The sequence below is a fragment of the Pseudomonas chlororaphis subsp. aurantiaca genome (assembly GCF_013466605.1).
Taxonomy (GTDB): Bacteria; Pseudomonadota; Gammaproteobacteria; order Pseudomonadales; family Pseudomonadaceae; genus Aquipseudomonas; species Aquipseudomonas chlororaphis_I.
This window is the reverse complement of the sequence record NZ_CP059162.1, coordinates 109,721-126,777: the sequence shown is the minus strand read 5'-3', so window position 1 is coordinate 126,777 and position 17,057 is coordinate 109,721. Positions and strand designations below refer to the sequence as shown.

The window sequence follows — 17,057 nt, the reverse complement described above, 5'->3', positions numbered from 1 at the left end:
TCAGACGATGGAAGAGCTTATCTCCCCCGGTATCTACAACCTGATCATCTTCGTGCTGGCGATTTATGTCGGTTATCACGTGGTCTGGAACGTTACACCCGCATTGCACACCCCGCTGATGGCGGTGACCAACGCCATTTCGGCGATCGTCATCGTCGGTGCCATGCTGGCCGCCGCCCTGACCGTGACGCCGCTGGGCAAGACCATGGGCACGCTGGCCGTGGCCCTGGCCGCGGTCAACGTGTTCGGCGGCTTCCTGGTAACCCGCCGCATGCTTGAGATGTTCAAGAAAAAAGCCCCGAAAGCCGGAAAAGAAGAGGCGCCCAAGTAATGAGCATGAATCTGGTAACGACGCTCTACCTGATCGCGTCAATCTGCTTTATCCAGGCCCTCAAAGGCCTGTCGCACCCGACCTCTTCGCGCCGCGGCAACCTGTTCGGCATGCTCGGCATGGCCCTGGCGATCGTCACCACCGTCGGCCTGGTGTTCAAGCTGGGCTCGGAACTGGCGACTGTCGGCATCGGCTACGTGATCGTCGGCCTGCTGATCGGCGGCACCGCCGGTTCGATCATGGCCAAGCGCGTGGAAATGACCAAGATGCCGGAGCTGGTGGCCTTCATGCACAGCATGATCGGTCTGGCGGCAGTGTTCATCGCCATCGCCGCCGTGGTCGAGCCGCAGTCCCTGGGCATCGTCAAGCAACTGGGGGATTCGATTCCAGCCGGTAACCGCCTGGAACTGTTCCTCGGCGCGGCCATCGGTGCCATCACCTTCTCCGGTTCGGTGATCGCCTTCGGCAAGCTATCGGGCAAGTACAAGTTCCGTCTGTTCCAGGGCGCACCGGTACAGTTCGGCGGCCAACACAAACTGAACCTGATTCTCGGCCTGGCGACCCTGGGCCTGGGCGTGACCTTCATGCTCACCGGCAACCTCGGCACCTTCGCCCTGATGCTGGTCCTGGCCTTCGTGCTGGGCGTGCTGATCATCATCCCGATCGGCGGTGCCGACATGCCGGTAGTGGTGTCGATGCTCAACAGCTACTCGGGCTGGGCAGCGGCGGGGATCGGTTTCTCGCTGAACAACTCGATGCTGATCATCGCCGGCTCCCTGGTGGGTTCGTCCGGTGCGATCCTGTCGTACATCATGTGCAAGGCGATGAACCGTTCGTTCTTCAACGTACTGCTTGGCGGCTTCGGCAACACTGCAGACGCCGGTGGCCCGGCGGGCGCGCAAGAGGCCCGTCCGGTGAAGTCCGGCTCGGCTGACGACGCTACCTTCCTGCTGACCAACGCCGACACTGTGATCATCGTTCCGGGTTACGGCCTGGCGGTCGCGCGGGCCCAGCACGCGCTGAAAGAATTGACCGAGAAGCTGACCCACCACGGCGTAACCGTGAAGTACGCGATCCACCCGGTAGCGGGGCGCATGCCCGGCCACATGAACGTACTGCTGGCCGAGGCCGAAGTACCGTACGACCAAGTATTCGAGATGGAAGACATCAACTCTGAGTTCGGCCAGGCCGACGTAGTGCTGGTGCTCGGCGCCAACGACGTGGTCAACCCGGCGGCGAAGAACGATCCGAAATCGCCGATCGCTGGCATGCCGATTCTCGAAGCGTTCAAGGCCAAGACCGTCATCGTCAACAAGCGTTCGATGGCCAGCGGCTATGCCGGCCTGGACAACGAACTATTCTACCTGGACAAGACCATGATGGTGTTCGGCGACGCCAAGAAAGTCATCGAGGACATGGTCAAAGCCGTCGAATAAAACCTGCTCCAGCGCAACACCCAAGACCTCAGCCTTTAGTAGGCTGGGGTTTTTTATTTCCCGCACAAACCCGACAAAAGGCTCTAAATCGCGGCCTTTCATTCGACCTTGGTAGCGGGACGAATTTTTTTGAAATCACTAGACTGCGCATCTTGCTTCCGCTGCCCGAGATAACAATCCATGTACCGTGATCGTATCCGCTTGCCTTCGTTGTTGGATAAGGTGATGAGCGCCGCCGACGCTGCCGCTCTGATTCAGGACGGCATGACCGTCGGCATGAGCGGCTTCACCCGCGCCGGCGAAGCCAAGGCCGTGCCCCATGCGTTGGCCGAGCGCGCCAAGGTAACCCCACTGAAAATCAGCCTGATGACCGGCGCCAGCCTGGGCAACGACCTTGACAAGCAACTCACCGAGGCCGGTGTCCTGGCCCGACGCATGCCGTTCCAGGTCGACAGCACCCTGCGCAAGGCGATCAATGCCGGCGAGGTGATGTTCATCGACCAGCACCTGTCGGAAACCGTGGAACAGCTGCGCAACCAGCAGCTCAAGCTGCCGGACATCGCCGTCATCGAAGCCGTGGCGATCACCGAGCAGGGCCATATCGTACCGACCACCTCGGTGGGCAACTCCGCCAGTTTCGCGATCTTCGCCAAGCACGTGATCGTCGAGATCAACCTGGCGCACAACCCGAACCTGGAAGGCCTGCACGACATCTATATCCCGACCTACCGGCCGACCCGCACGCCTATCCCGCTGGTGAAGGTCGACGACCGTATCGGCAGCACCGCTATCCCGATCCCGACGGAGAAGATCGTCGCGATTGTCATCACCAACCAAACGGACTCGCCATCCACCGTTTCGACGCCAGACAGCGAAACCCAGGGGATCGCCAACCACCTGATCAACTTCTTCAAGCAGGAAGTGGACGCTGGGCGCATGAGCAACAAGCTGGGCCCGCTGCAGGCGGGTATCGGCAATATCGCCAACGCGGTGATGTGCGGCCTGATCGAATCGCCGTTCGAAGAACTGACCATGTACTCCGAAGTGCTGCAGGATTCGACTTTCGACCTGATCGACGCCGGAAAGCTGAGCTTCGCTTCGGGCAGCTCGATCACCCTGTCGAGCCGTCGCAACGCCGATGTGTTCGGCAACCTGGAGCGCTACAAGGACAAACTGGTGCTGCGCCCGCAGGAGATTTCCAACCATCCGGAAGTGGTGCGTCGCCTGGGCATCATCGGCATCAACACCGCCCTGGAGTTCGACATCTACGGCAACGTCAACTCCACCCACGTCTGCGGCACGCGGATGATGAACGGCATCGGCGGTTCGGGTGACTTCGCTCGCAACGCGCACCTGGCGATCTTCGTCACCAAGTCCATTGCCAAGGGCGGGGCGATTTCCAGCGTGGTGCCGATGGTCAGCCACGTCGACCACACCGAACACGACGTCGACATCCTGGTGACCGAAGTCGGCCTGGCCGACCTGCGTGGCCTGGCGCCACGGGAGCGGGCACGGGTGATCATCGACAACTGCGTACACCCGGACTATCGCCAGCCCCTGAATGACTACTTCACCGCAGCCTGCGCCTTGGGCGGCCACACGCCGCACATCCTGCGCGATGCCCTGCGCTGGCACATGAACCTGGAAGAAACCGGGCGCATGCTCGCTGTGTGATGGGTACAGTCGATGGCTGACGCAAGCACAGTTGTGTCAGCTCATCGGCAACCCTTAAGCACTTGTCAAAAACTGTACTGCTGTACTGGTGTTTTACCCCCTCAAAACCCAACCTTTTTCAAGAAACCGTCCTAAAACGCACCTAAATGGTGCTAACAGGTACAGTTGCATCATTTCCGAACAGTACAGCATCTATAAACAGTTAACTGGTCCCTCACAATACAGATGAACTGTATCTACAGAGACTGGCGCGAGAGGAGGATCATGGGCATCAGTTAAACCACTACCTAATCCCGCCACAAGCGGAAGGATGCACACCATGGAACGTACACTCAGTTCCGAACTGTTCTTCGAAGACAAAGCTGCAAAAACCCAGGCCTCCCTGCCTCTGCGCGTTCTCGCCAACCTGATGCTGTGGCAGCGCCGCATCTCCAGCCGCCATCAACTGGCTCGCCTGGATTCGCGTCTGCTGGCTGACGCAGGTATCAGCGAAGCTCAACGCTACGAAGAGCTGAGCAAGCCGTTCTGGCGCTAAGTTAGCGTCGCTGGCCCTGACCCACCGGGTCCACCGCCAGCACCCCGAATTGAAAAAACAAAACCCGTCGCGGGCAACCGCGACGGGTTTTGTCGTTTTAGGTCTGGCAATGGCTGGAAGCCGCCGGTACAGAAAGGGTAAGGCTAGATAGGTACAGTTTAAATATAAACAAAACTGGACCAGTACAATTTCATACTGGTGTATCTGTATACATGCCTGCGTGAATAGCAACATGGTGTCCCAAGTCCCTGACTTCGGCCTGCCGAAAGGACCGCACCATGAACCACATACCAGGACGTATCGCACCTCTCAGCTTCTCCCATCCTCAGATAAGCGCGTGGAAACGCTTGTACCGAGCCTTGTGCCAAATGCAGCAGAACGCCCGGACACGCCGCGTACTGGCAGGGCTCAACGATCAGCAATTGTCCGATGTAGGCATCAGCCATAGCGACCGCATGGCTGAACTGGAGAAACCCTTCTGGCGCTAGTTCGCGCCAAGACAGCAGAAGAGGGCTATTCGAACAGATGGGGTGGGCCTAATATCCAGTAGCGTGTAGCGATTTTCCTGAAGGGGCGTCTGATTCATCTGCCCCACAGTGACTACCCGGTGCCCACTCAGCACCACCCTATCTGTTATCAAGGAGTTTTACCTATGTCCCGTCTTCGCCTGCTCAGCGCTGCTGCCTTGCTGGCCTTGGCCTCCAACGCCCACGCCTCCAGCTTTATCGTCACCACCGATGCGGTTGTCGGCGCACTCAAGGCCACTTCCGATGCGACCTCCGACGTCACCTCCTCGTTCCGTGACAACAAAATCGTGCGCGCCGCTCGTGACGATGCCGCCAGTTTTGTCGCCACCGAAGGCGCCATTCGCGGTGTGAAGCTGGAAAGCGCGTTTGACCATATCCGCCAACAGTTGCCACAACTGAGCGCTACTGACGCCCAGCTCGCTCAGGCCATCCTGACGATCTGACCGCCGGTCCGGTGACGGGTGCGCCCAACGCACCCGAAACCCTGGGCGCTGGCTCTCGCCCGGGCATTGCGCTAGCCTTGCCGCTGGTTTTTCAGCTGTCGAGACTCATGCGTTTTTTCAGATCCCTGCTTACCGTCCCTTCGTTGATTGCCGTTTGCTGGACAGGCTCGGTCGCTGCTTTCGACCTGAGCACACAAGGCCTGGTCATCACTGGCTACGCCACCAGCAAGGTGACCTCCGCGCCTTTCGACAACAAACGCGTACTGGCTGCCCAGGATGATGCCGCGGCGTTCATTGCCACTGACGGCCACCTGCGCGGAGCCCGGCTGGAATCAGCCTTGAAATACCTGCGTAAAACCCAGCCACAACTTCATGCCGGCGACCTTGAACTGGCGCAGGCAATTCTCGTCCAATAACTATCCCTGTCATCCCGGAGTCGTTCCATGCGTAGCCCGCTGATTGCTGCCACCCTTGGCCTGTTGCTGTTGGCTGATGTGGCCCAGGCGCAAACCCTGGTAGCCACCAGTAACATCATCGTTCGAGCCTTTGGTCGTACCATCGATTTCACCTCGGACACCACCACCTCCATCCGCGACTCGAAAATCGTACGTGCCGCCCATGACGACGCCGCCAGCTTCGTCGCCAGCGACGGCGATATTCGTGGCGCCCAGCTGGAAGCCGCCTTCGATACCTTGCGTAACCGCGTGCCGGAAGCCCGCGACGCCAGTGATCAGGTGCTCGCCGAAGCCATCCTCGCACTGTGAGGCCGCTCGCTGCCTGGCTGCTGGGCGCAGCGCTGTTACTCTTGGGCAACAGCGCTCAGGCCGGCCTGCAACTGCGGCTCAAGACCGAAGGCTTGAGCCCGGAACAGCAGCACGCCAGCCAGGCGCTGCTGGATGAAGCGATGCAAGCGCTGCCGCCGCGCTTCATCGAGCAACTGGACCGTCGCATCGATGTCGGCTGGACCGACGACATGCCTCACAACGCCTACGGCCAGGCATCGCTGGTCGACGAACTCGACCTGAATCGCAAGCTGCTGGCCAGCCTCACCGACGGCAGCGCGGCCACCCAGAAAACCCATCGCCCCCATGGCACCGTGCGCCGGGAAATGCTCGCCACCGTGCTGCATGAACTCACCCATATTTATGACCGTTCGCGCCTGTGGTCGGGCGCCGAGCGCACGCTGATCCAGCGTTGCAGCCGCCAGAACAGTGCCTCGGGCCTGATCGGGCTGCCGGACCAGTGCCGTGGCCAGACTTCGCGCCGCTTCACCCTCAGCGACGACCCGCGCCTGCTCGACCTCGCCGGCTGGCCGCAATACGTCGGCCGCCGCGGCGAACGCGAGCAGTACAACCGCCAGGTCGCCCGCAGCCCGGATATCTACGAAACGACCAACCCGAAAGAGTTCGTCGCGGTGAACATGGAGTACTTCCTCCTGGACCCGAGCTACGCCTGCCGCCGGCCGGCGCTGTACCGCTACTACCAGGAACACTTCGGCTGGGCGCCGAAGGCCAAGGACACCTGCACCCAGTCCTTCGCCTTCCTCAACGCCGGCAACGACTTCGCCAAGCAGCCGCTGGGCAAAGTCGACCCGGAGCGAGTCTATGCCGTGGATTACCTGCTGGCCGAAGCCAACCAGAACTGGGTCAGCCGCTGGGGGCACAGCATGTTGCGCCTGGTGATCTGCGCCCCCGGCCGGCCGCGCGGGCCGGATTGCCGGCTGGACCTCGAGCAGCACCTGGTGTTGTCCTACCGCGCCTTTGTCGGTGACGTGCAGCTGTCGAGCTGGGACGGCCTGGTCGGCAAATACCCGTCCCGCCTGTTTATCCTGCCGTTGGCCCAGGTCATCGATGAATACACCAAGACCGAGCTGCGCAGCCTGGCTTCGGTGCCGCTGAACCTGTCGCGCAACGAGATCGAAGAAGTGGTCGAGCGCGCCGCCGAGATGCACTGGAGCTACGACGGCAACTATTACTTCCTGTCCAATAACTGCGCCGTGGAAAGCCTGAAGCTGCTGCGCAGTGGCAGCAACAATGCCCAGCTCACCGGGCTCGACAGCATCATGCCCAACGGCCTGCTGGAAGTGCTCAAGGGCCGTGGCCTGGCCGATACCAGCGTGCTGGACGATCCTCGCGAAGCCTTGCGCCTGGGGTATCGCTTCGACTCCTTCCGCGACCGTTACCAGGCAATGTTCGAGGTATTGAAAAAGCACCTGCCGATCAAACAGAACAGCGTCGAAGACTGGCTGTCCCTGAGTGCCGCGCAGCGCCGCCAGTGGTTCGACCAAGCGGACCTGCGCACCAGCGCTGCCTTGCTGCTGCTCGAACAGGCGAGCTTCCGGCGCCAGTTGCTTCTGGCCCAGGACGAGGTCAAGCAGCGTTATCTGGGCGCTCGCGACCTGCAGAACGGCGGCATGGACAAGGCCAACAAGACCCTGCAGGAAATCCTCGCCAACAGCGGTTTCCTCAGTCGCCCGGCCGAGTTGCTCGGTAGCAGCGGCTATGGCCTGCCGCAGCCAAGCGAATGGCAACGCCTGGAGTCGGAAAGCAGCCTGCGCCAGAAACAGCTGCAAGCCCTGACCGGCGATCTGGACAAGGAAGTGCGGGCCTTGCTGGAACCGAGCCGCGCTGCCGAAATCGCCGCCAACGAAGCCAACCTGAAACAGCTGGGCGAACACCTGCGGGCCTTGCACAAGGCCGCGGGCGGGCTGGAACTGCCCTGATCCCGCATCGCGGGCCAGCCCTCCTTCATAGCTGGCCCACGAAGCGCTCCCGCAACCTTACAACGTCTCCTCGGCCTCTCCCGGCAACTGCTCATCCAGGTGCAGCCAGGGCAAACGGCTGTCGATCCAGATATGCCGCTCGGCCGGCGCCAGTTCCGGATGATCCAGGGTAGCGATGGTCACATCGATGCTGTCCGGGCTCAGTTGTGTAATCAGCGCCAGATGGGCACCGCAGTTCGGGCAGAAATACCGCGCACAGCCGGGCGAGGAGTGGTAGCACGCCGGCGTCCCGGCCAGCCACTGGAAAGCCGGGCGGGGCAGGGTGATCCAGGTGGTCACCAGGCCGCCGCTGACCCGTCGGCAGATAGAACAATGGCAATGGGCGATATCGCGCAACGGCCCGCTGAACTGATAACGCAGCTGGCCGCAATGGCAACCGCCGGTATGCAACAGGCTCATACAAAAACCTCCCATCGAATGGCAGCGGAAAACTCCGGCCAGCAGGCCGATCTGGTTGTTTTTTAACCGCACGTCGGCTTGCGACGCATCCGATCATTGCTTTCTACAACGAAAGGTAGCTGAAAGCTTCCGCGATTAGGATCGCCACCACTGCCGGCAACAGACCGGTTGGCCAATGGGCGTTTTCACGCCTCCAGGCCCAATTAACAACAATGGTGATTCTGATGTCCGTTCGTACCCGCCTTTTCGCCCCGCTTCCTCCACGTCCCGCGCTTCCCGTTCTGCGCTGACCCCAACCGGTTCGCCATTCCCTAGCCGCGCTACGCCTGGAGTATTCCCATGCTGACTTTCCTTGGCTTCGCCATGGTCATCACCTTCATGTTCCTGATCATGACCAAGCGCCTGTCCGCGCTGATCGCCCTGATCATCATTCCTATCCTGTTCGCGCTGTTCGGCGGCTTCGCCCCGAAGATCGGCCCGATGATGCTCGAAGGCATCACCAAGCTGGCACCGACCGGCGTGATGCTGATGTTCGCCATCCTGTATTTCGCCCTGATGATCGACTCCGGCCTGTTCGACCCGGCCGTGCGCAAGATCCTCAAGCTGGTCAAGGGTGACCCGCTCAAGGTCTCGGTCGGTACCGCCGTGCTCGCGTTGGTGGTGTCCCTGGACGGCGACGGCGCCACCACCTACATGATCTGCGTGGCGGCCATGCTGCCGCTGTACAGCCGCATCGGCATGAGCCCGCGGATCATGGCCGGCCTGATCATCCTGGCCGGTGGCGTGATGAACATGACCCCCTGGGGTGGCCCGACCGCCCGTGCCGCCAGTGCGCTGCATGTCGACCCGTCGGACATCTTCGTGCCGATGATCCCGGCAATGCTGGCCGGCGTGGTGGCGATCCTGGCGATCGCCTATATGTACGGCAAGCGCGAACGTGCGCGCCTGGGTGAACTGCACCTGCAGGGCGACGAGATCGACCACAGCGAAATCAGCGTTTCGCAATTCCCGGACGCCCGCCGTCCGAAGCTGATCTGGTTCAACGGCGCCCTGACCTTCGCCCTGATGTGCGCACTGATCGCCGGCCTGTTGCCGCTGCCAGTGCTGTTCATGGTGGCCTTCAGTATCGCAATGATCGTCAACTACCCATGCCTGCAACAGCAGAAGGACCGCGTCGCGGCCCACGCTGGCAGCGTACTGGCGGTGGTCGGGCTGATCTTCGCCGCCGGTATCTTCACCGGCATCCTGTCCGGTACCGGCATGGTCGACGCCATGTCGAAGAGCCTGCTGGCCGTGATCCCGGATGCACTGGGCCCGTACCTGGCGGTGATCACCGCGCTGGTGAGCATGCCGTTCACCTTCTTCATGTCCAACGATGCCTTCTATTACGGCGTGTTGCCCGTTCTCGCCGAGGCCGCCAGTCACTACGGCATCACCGCGGTGGAAATGGCACGTGCCTCGATCGTCGGCCAACCCGTCCACTTGCTCAGCCCGCTGGTACCATCCACCTACCTGCTGGTGGCCCTGGCCGGTATCGAGTTCGGCGATCACCAGCGCTTCACCCTCAAGTGGGCAGTACTGGTTTGCCTGTGCATAATGTTCGCCGCCTTGCTGATGGGGATCTTTCCGCTGTTCAGCACTCTATAAAAAGCAATGACTCACCGCGTCGGCCACTAGACTTCGCTCTCTGAAATCTCGACTGGCGCGGTACAACACTCGCTCAAAGGAATACACATGGAATGGCTGACCAACCCGGAAATCTGGGTTGCCTTCTTTACCCTGACCGCCCTGGAAATCGTCCTGGGTATCGACAACATCATCATGATCTCGATCCTGGTCAGCCGCATGCCCAAGCACATGCAGGCACGGACCCGGATTTTCGGCCTGGCGCTGGCCATGATCACGCGGATCCTCCTGCTGCTGTCGATCACCTGGGTCATGCGCCTGACCGCCGACCTGTTCGTGGTCTTCGGCCAGGGTATTTCCGGGCGTGACCTGATCCTGTTCTTCGGTGGCCTGTTCCTGCTCTGGAAGAGTTCCCAGGAGATGTACCACGCCCTGGAAGGCGAGGACGAAACCGCGGAAGAACCAAGCGGCAAGGGCGGCAACTTCCTCTACACCATCATCCAGATCGCGATCATCGACATCGTGTTCTCCCTGGACTCGGTGATCACCGCCGTCGGCATGGTCTCCCATGTACCGGTCATGGTCGCGGCGATCATCGTCGCGGTGCTGGTGATGATGCTGGCTTCCGGCACCATCAGTGAGTTCATCGACAAGCACCCCTCGCTGAAGATGCTGGCGCTGTCGTTCCTGCTGGTGGTCGGTACCGTACTGATCGCCGAGGCGTTCGAAGTGCACGTACCAAAAGGCTACGTCTACTTCGCCATGGCCTTCTCGCTGGCGGTGGAGGCGATCAACATCAAGATGCGCACTGCCATCGCGAAAAAGAAAAAGCAGCAGGACCCGGTGAAACTGCGCAAGGACATCCCGGGTCAATAACCCGAGAGCGCAGCAGAAAAAGGGGCTTTCGAGCCCCTTTTTCACGCCTGCGAAAAGCCGCTTTTTTCATGACAGTTTTGTTTCAATCGCCGCATCAGCTATGCGATGCTGGCGCACAGACCGTTAGCCAACTACAGCTTAAGTACAGAACGTAGAACGACGCGCGGCACCGTTAACTTGCCCCTCTGGGGCGCTATTCACCACAGGGGGCCGTTATGCTCACCCTGCTCAATTTGCTGTCCGCCGTGGCCTTGCTGATCTGGGGCACGCATATCGTCCGCACCGGCATCCTGCGGGTCTATGGCTCGAACCTGCGTCACCTCATCGGCCAGAACATGGCCAAGCGTCCGCTGGCCTTCATCGCCGGGATCCTGGTCACCGCCATGGTCCAGAGCAGCAACGCCACGGCGATGCTGGTCACCTCGTTCGTCGGCCAGGGGCTGATGGCCCTGACACCCGCCCTGGCGACCATGCTCGGCGCCGACGTCGGTACCGCGCTGATGGCCCGGGTGCTGACCTTCGACCTGTCCTGGCTGTCGCCGCTGCTGATCTTTCTCGGGGTGATCTTCTTCCTGTCGCGCAAACAGACCCGCGCCGGCCAGCTCGGGCGGGTAGGGATCGGCCTGGGGCTGATCATCCTGGCGCTGCAACTGATCGTCGAAGCTGCCGCGCCCATCACCCATGCCCAGGGCGTGAAAGTCCTGTTCGCCTCGCTGACCGGCGACATCCTGCTCGATGCCCTGATGGGTGCGCTGTTCGCCATGATTTCCTACTCCAGCCTGGCCGCCGTGCTGCTCACCGCGACCCTGGCCGGGGCCGGCGTGATCAGCCTGCCGGTGGCCATCGGCCTGGTGATCGGCGCCAACATCGGCAGCGGGGTGCTGGCCTTTCTCAGCACCAACATGCAGAACGCCGCCGGCCGCCAGGTGGCGCTGGGCAGCCTGTTGTACAAGCTGATCGGCCTGCTGCTGATCATTCCGGTGCTCGACCCGCTCGCCCAGTGGATGGACAGCCTGGACTTCAGCCCGCAAGAGGTGGTGATCGGTTTCCACCTGCTCTACAACACCCTGCGTTGCCTGGTGCTGCTGCCGACGGTCGGGCCGATGGCCAAGGTCTGCGCCTGGTTGCTGCCGGAGCGCCCGGAAACCAACGGCCGGGCCAAGCCTCGCCACCTCGACCCGACCGCCCTGGCCACCCCCAGCCTGGCCCTGGCCAACGCGGCGCGGGAAACCCTGCGCATCGGTGACCTGATCGATAACATGCTCGAAGCCGTGCGCGATGTGCTGCACGGCAAGCAGACCGCGATCACCCAGGAAATGCGCAACCTCAACGACGACGTCGAAGTGCTCTATAACGCGATCAAGCTCTATCTGGCGCAGATGCCCCGGGAAGACCTGGGCGAACAGGACAGCCGGCGCTGGGCCGAAATCATCGAATTGGCGATCAACCTGAAACTGGCCAGCGACCTGATCGAACGCATGCTGCGCAAGGTCCAGCAGCAGAAGACCGCGCAACGTCGCTCGTTTTCCGAAGTCGGCCTCGAAGAACTGGCCGGCCTGCATGAACAGCTGACCGCCAACCTGCACCTCGGGCTTTCGGTGTTTCTTAGCGCCGATCCGGAAAGCGCCCGGCAGCTGCTGCGGGAAAAACGCCGCTTTCGCGCTCAGGAACGTCGCCTGGCCCATGCCCATGTCAGCCGCCTGCAACGTAAAATCGTCCAGAGCATCGAGACCAGTTCGCTGCACCTGGAGCTGATCGCCGATATGAAACGCTTGAATTCACTGTTCTGCGGCAGCGCCTACGTGGTGCTGGGTTCCTCCGAAACCGGCGCGCTCGCCGTGGACGATATGGCTGACATCACCCATTCACCCTGAACGTCCACAGTTACTCGAAGTCTGTAGAACTTACGCCCGTCGTAAGGAAGCCTGTTATGCGTTGCCTGTTATTCGCCTGTCTGCTGCTCGGATCAGCCCACTCGTTTGCCCTGGATCGCTTCCAGGTCGAGGGCTACATGCTGCCCAACGGCCTGCAGTTGCTGCTCAAGCCGGGCAGCGAGCGCGGCCACGTGGCGATTCGCCTGGTGGTCGGGGTAGGGCTGGACGACTTCGGCTGCGCCGACAAGGAGCTGCCGCACCTGCTCGAACACCTGCTGTTCAGCGGCATCGACGCCAGCGGCGAGGGCGGGCTGGAGGAGCGCATGCAAGCCCTGGGCGGCGAGTGGAACGCCTACACCAGCAATGCCGACACCACGTTCGTCATCGAGGCCCCGGCGAAAAACCAGCGCAAGGTACTGGACCTGCTACTGGCCCTCTTGACCCGCACCGAACTCGACGACAACGCACTGCAAACGGCGAAACGGGTGGTCGAACGCGAGGACGGCGGGCACTACTCGCACCTGCAACGCTGGCTGGACCACCAGGACCTCGGCCACACCGCCAGCAACCAGCTGGCGGTGGAGCTGGGCCTGAAGTGCGCCGAACGGGCCGAGGTCGACCAACTGACCCTGCAACAGCTGGAGCAACTGCGCAAGGACTGGTACGCGCCGAACAACATGACCCTGATCGTCGTCGGCGACCTTGACCGCCTGTTGCCGGCCTACCTGGAGCGCAGCTACGGCGCGCTGGAACCGGTGGAGCCCAGCGAGCACCAGGGCCTGCCGGACATTCAACAAACGGCCGCCGCCGAGCGCAGCCTGATCCACGGCTGGGTCGGCGACAGCGCCAAGCTGCACTGGCTGTTCCCCGAGCCGACCCTCGACCGGCAGCACGATGAAACCTTCGACCTGCTCAAGGATTACCTGGACTGGGCGCTCTACCAAAAGCTGCGCCTGCAACACGAGCTGTCCTACGGACCGAACAGCGAGCGCGAGGTGTTTGGCGGCGTCGGCTTTCTCAGCCTGAATGCCGACCTGGAGCGCGCGGACGTGCCCCAGGCCCGGCAAGCGATCGATGAGCTCAAGGCGCAACTGCTCAAGGACGGCCTGGAGCCGGCCACCTTCGCCCGCCTGCAACAGGCCGCCATTGCTCGCCAGGCCTGGACGGTGCAGGGCAACAGCGCCCTGGCGGATTACTACTGGGGCGCCTTGAGCGACTACGCAGACGGACATTTCAGCGACCCGGCCAAGCGCCTGAAAGCCGTCAGCCTGAAGCAGGCCAACCAGGCCATGCGCAAGCTGCTGGAGCAGCCCGGCTACCTGCGGATCGAAAAACCGCTGCTGAGCTACGCGGCCTTGAGCGGGCTGCTCCTCGGCGCATTGCTATTGATCATTTTGGCGCTGTTCGGCTGGCGCGCTTATCGCAAACGAATCCGTGGCTGATGCGTCATTTGTCATGCTAAACCGTTATTCTGTCGGGGATTTTTTCTAGTGTGAATCGCCGAATGCCAAACCTGACTCATTACATGCAGCGCATCCTGGAACTGATGAAGCGCTACCCAGGGGTCATTGCGCTCGGCGGTTTCATTTCCGGTGTCGGCAGTTTCATCCTGGTGGACCGCCAACAGGGCCTGGCCACCTGGATCGCCGTGATCATGCTGGTGAGCTGGATCTGGCTGATGCTGGAAAACAGCCTGACCCAGCTGTTCACCAAGATCTTCAAGCGGGAAATCCCCCAGCCGCTGCTGCGTTATGCAACGCAGATGATTCACCAGGAAAGTCTGTTTTTCGTCCTGCCGTTCTTCTTCATCACCACCGCCTGGAACAGCGGACAGCTGGTATTCACCGGCCTGCTGGGCGCCTCGGCGCTGGTCTCGATCATCGACCCGCTGTACTACAAATGGCTGGCCCCGCGGCGCTGGCTGTTCCTCGCCCTGCACACCCTGACACTGTTCGCCGCGTTGCTGACCGCGCTGCCGATCATCCTGCACCTGACCACCGCGCAAAGCTTCAAGCTGGCCCTGGGCATCGCCATGCTGCTGTCGTTCCCCAGCCTTGCATCGATCTTCCCGATCCGCAACCTGCGCGGCGCGCTGATGCTGCTGGGCATGACCCTGGCCATCGGCGGCACCGGCTGGCTGCTGCGCTCCTGGGTTCCGCCGGCGACCTTGTGGATCGCCGAGGAAGCCATCAGCACCCAGTTGCAGGACCGCACCCCCGGCGCCAGCCTCAAGGAAGTCAGCGCCAACGACGTGCGCAGCGCCGGGCTGTATGCCTACACCGCGATCAATGCGCCGCGCGGGCTGGACGAGCGCATTTATCACGTCTGGCAATTCAACGGCAAAGAGGTCGACCGGGTGGCCCTGGACATCCACGGCGGGCGCAAGGAGGGCTACCGCGCCTGGTCGCACAAGCAGAATTTCCCTGGCGATCCGACCGGCAGCTGGCAGGTCCGGGTGCTGACCGAAGACGGGCAGGTGATCGGCGTGCTGCGCTTCAAGATCACCGGCACCAACGGACAAAACTCAGCACCTTAGTACAAGGCAAAGTCGTCTCGATCGTGGTATTACGTAGCACTGCGTAAAAACCATACAAGCACGGAGCTTATGACCCAGAGCACGACGGCCGGCAGTGCCCAACTGGATACGTCGAGTTCCCCCTCGCGGTTGCGAGTCACGGGGGACTGGACGCTCGTCCATTACACCGAGCTCAAGCACCTCTGCGAAAAGCTCACCGGACAATACGACACCAGCACCCACATCGACCTCAACGGCCTCGGCGCCCTGGATACCGCGGGCGCCTCGCTGTTGGTCGAGCTGCTGGGCTCCGAGCGTCTCGGCAAGTCCACCGAGCACCCCGACTGCACCCTGTCTTCGGCCGACCGCGCGCTGCTGCAGACCGTCTACTGCTCGCTGAGCGACTTCTGCGTGCCGCTCAAGGAACCGGAAGTATCGGTCGGCATCCTGTTGCTGACCCGGATCGGCAAGGCGGTCGATGCCATCTGGCAGGACAGCCTGAAGCTGCTGGGTTTCGTCGGCCTGATCCTGGAAACCCTGGTCCGTGGCCTGCTGCATCCCAAGCGCTGGCGCATCACGCCGATGGTCGCGCATATCGAGCAGACCGGTCTCGACGCCGCGCCCATCGTCGCCCTGCTGACCTTTCTGGTGGGCGCCGTGGTGGCCTTCCTCGGCGCCACGGTGCTGCAGAGTTTCGGCGCCAGCATCTTTACCGTGGACCTGGTGGCGTTCTCCTTCCTGCGCGAATTCGGCGTGCTGCTTACTGCGATCCTCATGGCCGGCCGGACCGCGAGCGCCTTTACCGCGCAAATCGGCTCGATGAAAGCCAACGAAGAAATCGACGCCATCCGCACCCTGGGCCTGGACCCGATGGAATTGCTGGTGCTGCCGCGGGTCCTGGCGCTGCTGGTGGCGCTGCCGATGCTGACCTTCCTGGCGATGCTCTCGGGGATTGTCGGCGGCGGGGTGGTCTGTGCGCTGTCGCTGGATATCTCGCCAGCGATGTTCCTTGCCTTGCTGCAATCGGACATCGGCGTGCAGCACTTCCTGGTGGGCATGGTCAAGGCGCCGATCTTCGCCTTCCTGATCGCCGCCATCGGCTGCCTGGAAGGCTTCAAGGTCAGCGGCAGCGCCGAGTCGGTGGGGGCCCACACCACCTCCAGCGTGGTGCAATCGATCTTCGTGGTGATCGTCCTCGATGCCGTCGCCGCGCTGTTCTTCATGGAGATGGGCTGGTGAACCGTTCAGTGCGTCCGCCCAGCGAGGCGGTGATCGAAGTCCGCGGCCTGTGCAATCGCTTCGGCCCGCAGAGCGTGCACGAAAACCTCGACCTGGACCTGTACAAGGGCGAGATCCTCGCCGTGGTCGGCGGTTCGGGCAGCGGCAAGTCGGTGCTGCTGCGCAGCATCATCGGCCTGCGCCAGCCCAGCGAAGGTTCGGTGCGGGTGTTCGGCCAGAACCTGCCGAGCCTGGCGGAACATGAGCGCTCGCTGATCGAACGGCGCTTCGGCGTGCTGTTCCAGAAGGGCGCGCTGTTCTCGTCGCTGACCGTGACCGAAAACGTCGCCCTGCCGCTGATCGAGCACGCCGGCCTGAGCCGCGCCGACGCCGAGCACCTGGCGGCGGTGAAGCTGGCGCTGGCCGGGTTGCCGCTGTCGGCGGCCGACAAATACCCGGCCTCGCTGTCCGGCGGCATGATCAAGCGCGCCGCCCTGGCCCGGGCGCTGGCCCTGGACCCGGACATCCTGTTTCTCGACGAACCCACCGCCGGCCTCGACCCGATCGGTGCCGCGGCGTTCGACCAATTGATCCTGACCCTGCGTGACGCCCTGGGCCTGAGCGTGTTCCTGGTCACCCACGATCTGGATACGCTGTACACCATCACCGACCGGGTGGCGGTGCTGGCGCAGAAAAAGGTGCTGGTGGCGGATGCCATCGACCAGGTCGCCGAGACCGACGACGCCTGGATTCACGAGTACTTCCATGGCCCTCGCGGCCGCGCGGCGTATCAGGCCGCTACACAGCTCAACGAGGTATGA

At 62.3% G+C, this 17,057-nt stretch carries 17 protein-coding genes; 16 read left to right on the top strand and 1 reads right to left on the bottom strand.

All coding sequences use genetic code 11. The features are described from left to right. The first annotated feature begins 7 nt into the window (after window positions 1-7). The 9 genes from H0I86_RS00610 (at window position 8) to H0I86_RS00570 (ending at window position 7,668) form a co-directional block, all read left to right on the top strand. Complete coding sequence (locus H0I86_RS00610; RefSeq protein WP_180923486.1) at window positions 8-331, top strand: NAD(P) transhydrogenase subunit alpha part 2; 324 nt, start codon at window positions 8-10, stop codon at window positions 329-331. After that, the gene (locus H0I86_RS00605; RefSeq protein ID WP_180923485.1) at window positions 331-1,767 is read left to right on the top strand and encodes an NAD(P)(+) transhydrogenase (Re/Si-specific) subunit beta; all 1,437 of its coding nucleotides are present in this window, start codon (window positions 331-333) and stop codon (window positions 1,765-1,767) included. Before H0I86_RS00610 ends, H0I86_RS00605 begins: the two co-directional genes overlap by 1 nt. Before the next feature lie 180 nt (window positions 1,768-1,947). After that, complete coding sequence (gene scpC / locus H0I86_RS00600) at window positions 1,948-3,441, top strand: succinyl-CoA:acetate CoA-transferase ScpC (protein ID WP_180923484.1); 1,494 nt, start codon at window positions 1,948-1,950, stop codon at window positions 3,439-3,441. Between the two features lie 319 nt (window positions 3,442-3,760). Continuing rightward, a complete protein-coding gene (locus H0I86_RS00595; protein ID WP_007924247.1) occupies window positions 3,761-3,976 on the top strand; it encodes a DUF1127 domain-containing protein in 216 nt (71 codons plus the stop codon). Between the two features lie 278 nt (window positions 3,977-4,254). Then, window positions 4,255-4,464: a DUF1127 domain-containing protein gene (locus tag H0I86_RS00590; RefSeq protein ID WP_016703898.1), complete on the top strand. Its 210-nt coding sequence runs from the start codon at window positions 4,255-4,257 to the stop codon at window positions 4,462-4,464. Between the two features lie 164 nt (window positions 4,465-4,628). Further along, window positions 4,629-4,946 (top strand): DUF2388 domain-containing protein, encoded by a 318-nt coding sequence (locus tag H0I86_RS00585; RefSeq protein ID WP_007924251.1) that lies wholly within the window; start codon window positions 4,629-4,631, stop codon window positions 4,944-4,946. A 107-nt stretch (window positions 4,947-5,053) separates the two neighbouring features. Further along, on the top strand, window positions 5,054-5,362 hold the full coding sequence (locus tag H0I86_RS00580; RefSeq protein WP_180923483.1) for a DUF2388 domain-containing protein: 309 nt from the start codon (window positions 5,054-5,056) through the stop codon (window positions 5,360-5,362). 27 nt (window positions 5,363-5,389) lie between these two features. Further along, on the top strand, window positions 5,390-5,710 hold the full coding sequence (locus H0I86_RS00575; RefSeq protein WP_009046300.1) for a DUF2388 domain-containing protein: 321 nt from the start codon (window positions 5,390-5,392) through the stop codon (window positions 5,708-5,710). Continuing rightward, window positions 5,707-7,668 carry a DUF7844 domain-containing protein gene (locus H0I86_RS00570; RefSeq protein WP_180923482.1) on the top strand — a complete coding sequence of 654 codons (1,962 nt, stop codon included), beginning with the start codon at window positions 5,707-5,709 and terminating at the stop codon, window positions 7,666-7,668. The genes H0I86_RS00575 and H0I86_RS00570 overlap by 4 nt, the downstream gene beginning before the upstream one ends. 57 nt (window positions 7,669-7,725) lie before the next feature. Here H0I86_RS00570 and H0I86_RS00565 read toward each other — a convergent pair whose 3' ends face one another. Next, window positions 7,726-8,127 carry a GFA family protein gene (locus H0I86_RS00565; protein WP_180923481.1) on the bottom strand — a complete coding sequence of 134 codons (402 nt, stop codon included), beginning with the start codon at window positions 8,125-8,127 and terminating at the stop codon, window positions 7,726-7,728. A gap of 339 nt (window positions 8,128-8,466) precedes the next feature. Here H0I86_RS00565 and H0I86_RS00560 point away from each other — a divergent pair, with 339 nt between their 5' ends. The 7 genes from H0I86_RS00560 (at window position 8,467) to H0I86_RS00530 (ending at window position 17,057) form a co-directional block, all read left to right on the top strand. After that, window positions 8,467-9,774 carry a CitMHS family transporter gene (locus H0I86_RS00560; RefSeq protein ID WP_180923480.1) on the top strand — a complete coding sequence of 436 codons (1,308 nt, stop codon included), beginning with the start codon at window positions 8,467-8,469 and terminating at the stop codon, window positions 9,772-9,774. Window positions 9,775-9,861: 87 nt separating this feature from the next. Beyond that, window positions 9,862-10,629 (top strand): TerC family protein, encoded by a 768-nt coding sequence (locus H0I86_RS00555; RefSeq protein ID WP_009046297.1) that lies wholly within the window; start codon window positions 9,862-9,864, stop codon window positions 10,627-10,629. Window positions 10,630-10,844: 215 nt separating this feature from the next. Beyond that, complete coding sequence (locus H0I86_RS00550) at window positions 10,845-12,503, top strand: Na/Pi cotransporter family protein (RefSeq protein ID WP_180923479.1); 1,659 nt, start codon at window positions 10,845-10,847, stop codon at window positions 12,501-12,503. A gap of 56 nt (window positions 12,504-12,559) precedes the next feature. After that, window positions 12,560-13,945 (top strand): M16 family metallopeptidase, encoded by a 1,386-nt coding sequence (locus tag H0I86_RS00545; RefSeq protein WP_180923478.1) that lies wholly within the window; start codon window positions 12,560-12,562, stop codon window positions 13,943-13,945. A gap of 62 nt (window positions 13,946-14,007) precedes the next feature. Further along, complete coding sequence (locus H0I86_RS00540) at window positions 14,008-15,039, top strand: DUF5924 family protein (protein WP_180923477.1); 1,032 nt, start codon at window positions 14,008-14,010, stop codon at window positions 15,037-15,039. A 69-nt stretch (window positions 15,040-15,108) separates the two neighbouring features. After that, window positions 15,109-16,257: an ABC transporter permease gene (locus H0I86_RS00535; RefSeq protein WP_180923476.1), complete on the top strand. Its 1,149-nt coding sequence runs from the start codon at window positions 15,109-15,111 to the stop codon at window positions 16,255-16,257. Further along, window positions 16,254-17,057: an ABC transporter ATP-binding protein gene (locus H0I86_RS00530; RefSeq protein ID WP_081363083.1), complete on the top strand. Its 804-nt coding sequence runs from the start codon at window positions 16,254-16,256 to the stop codon at window positions 17,055-17,057. Before H0I86_RS00535 ends, H0I86_RS00530 begins: the two co-directional genes overlap by 4 nt.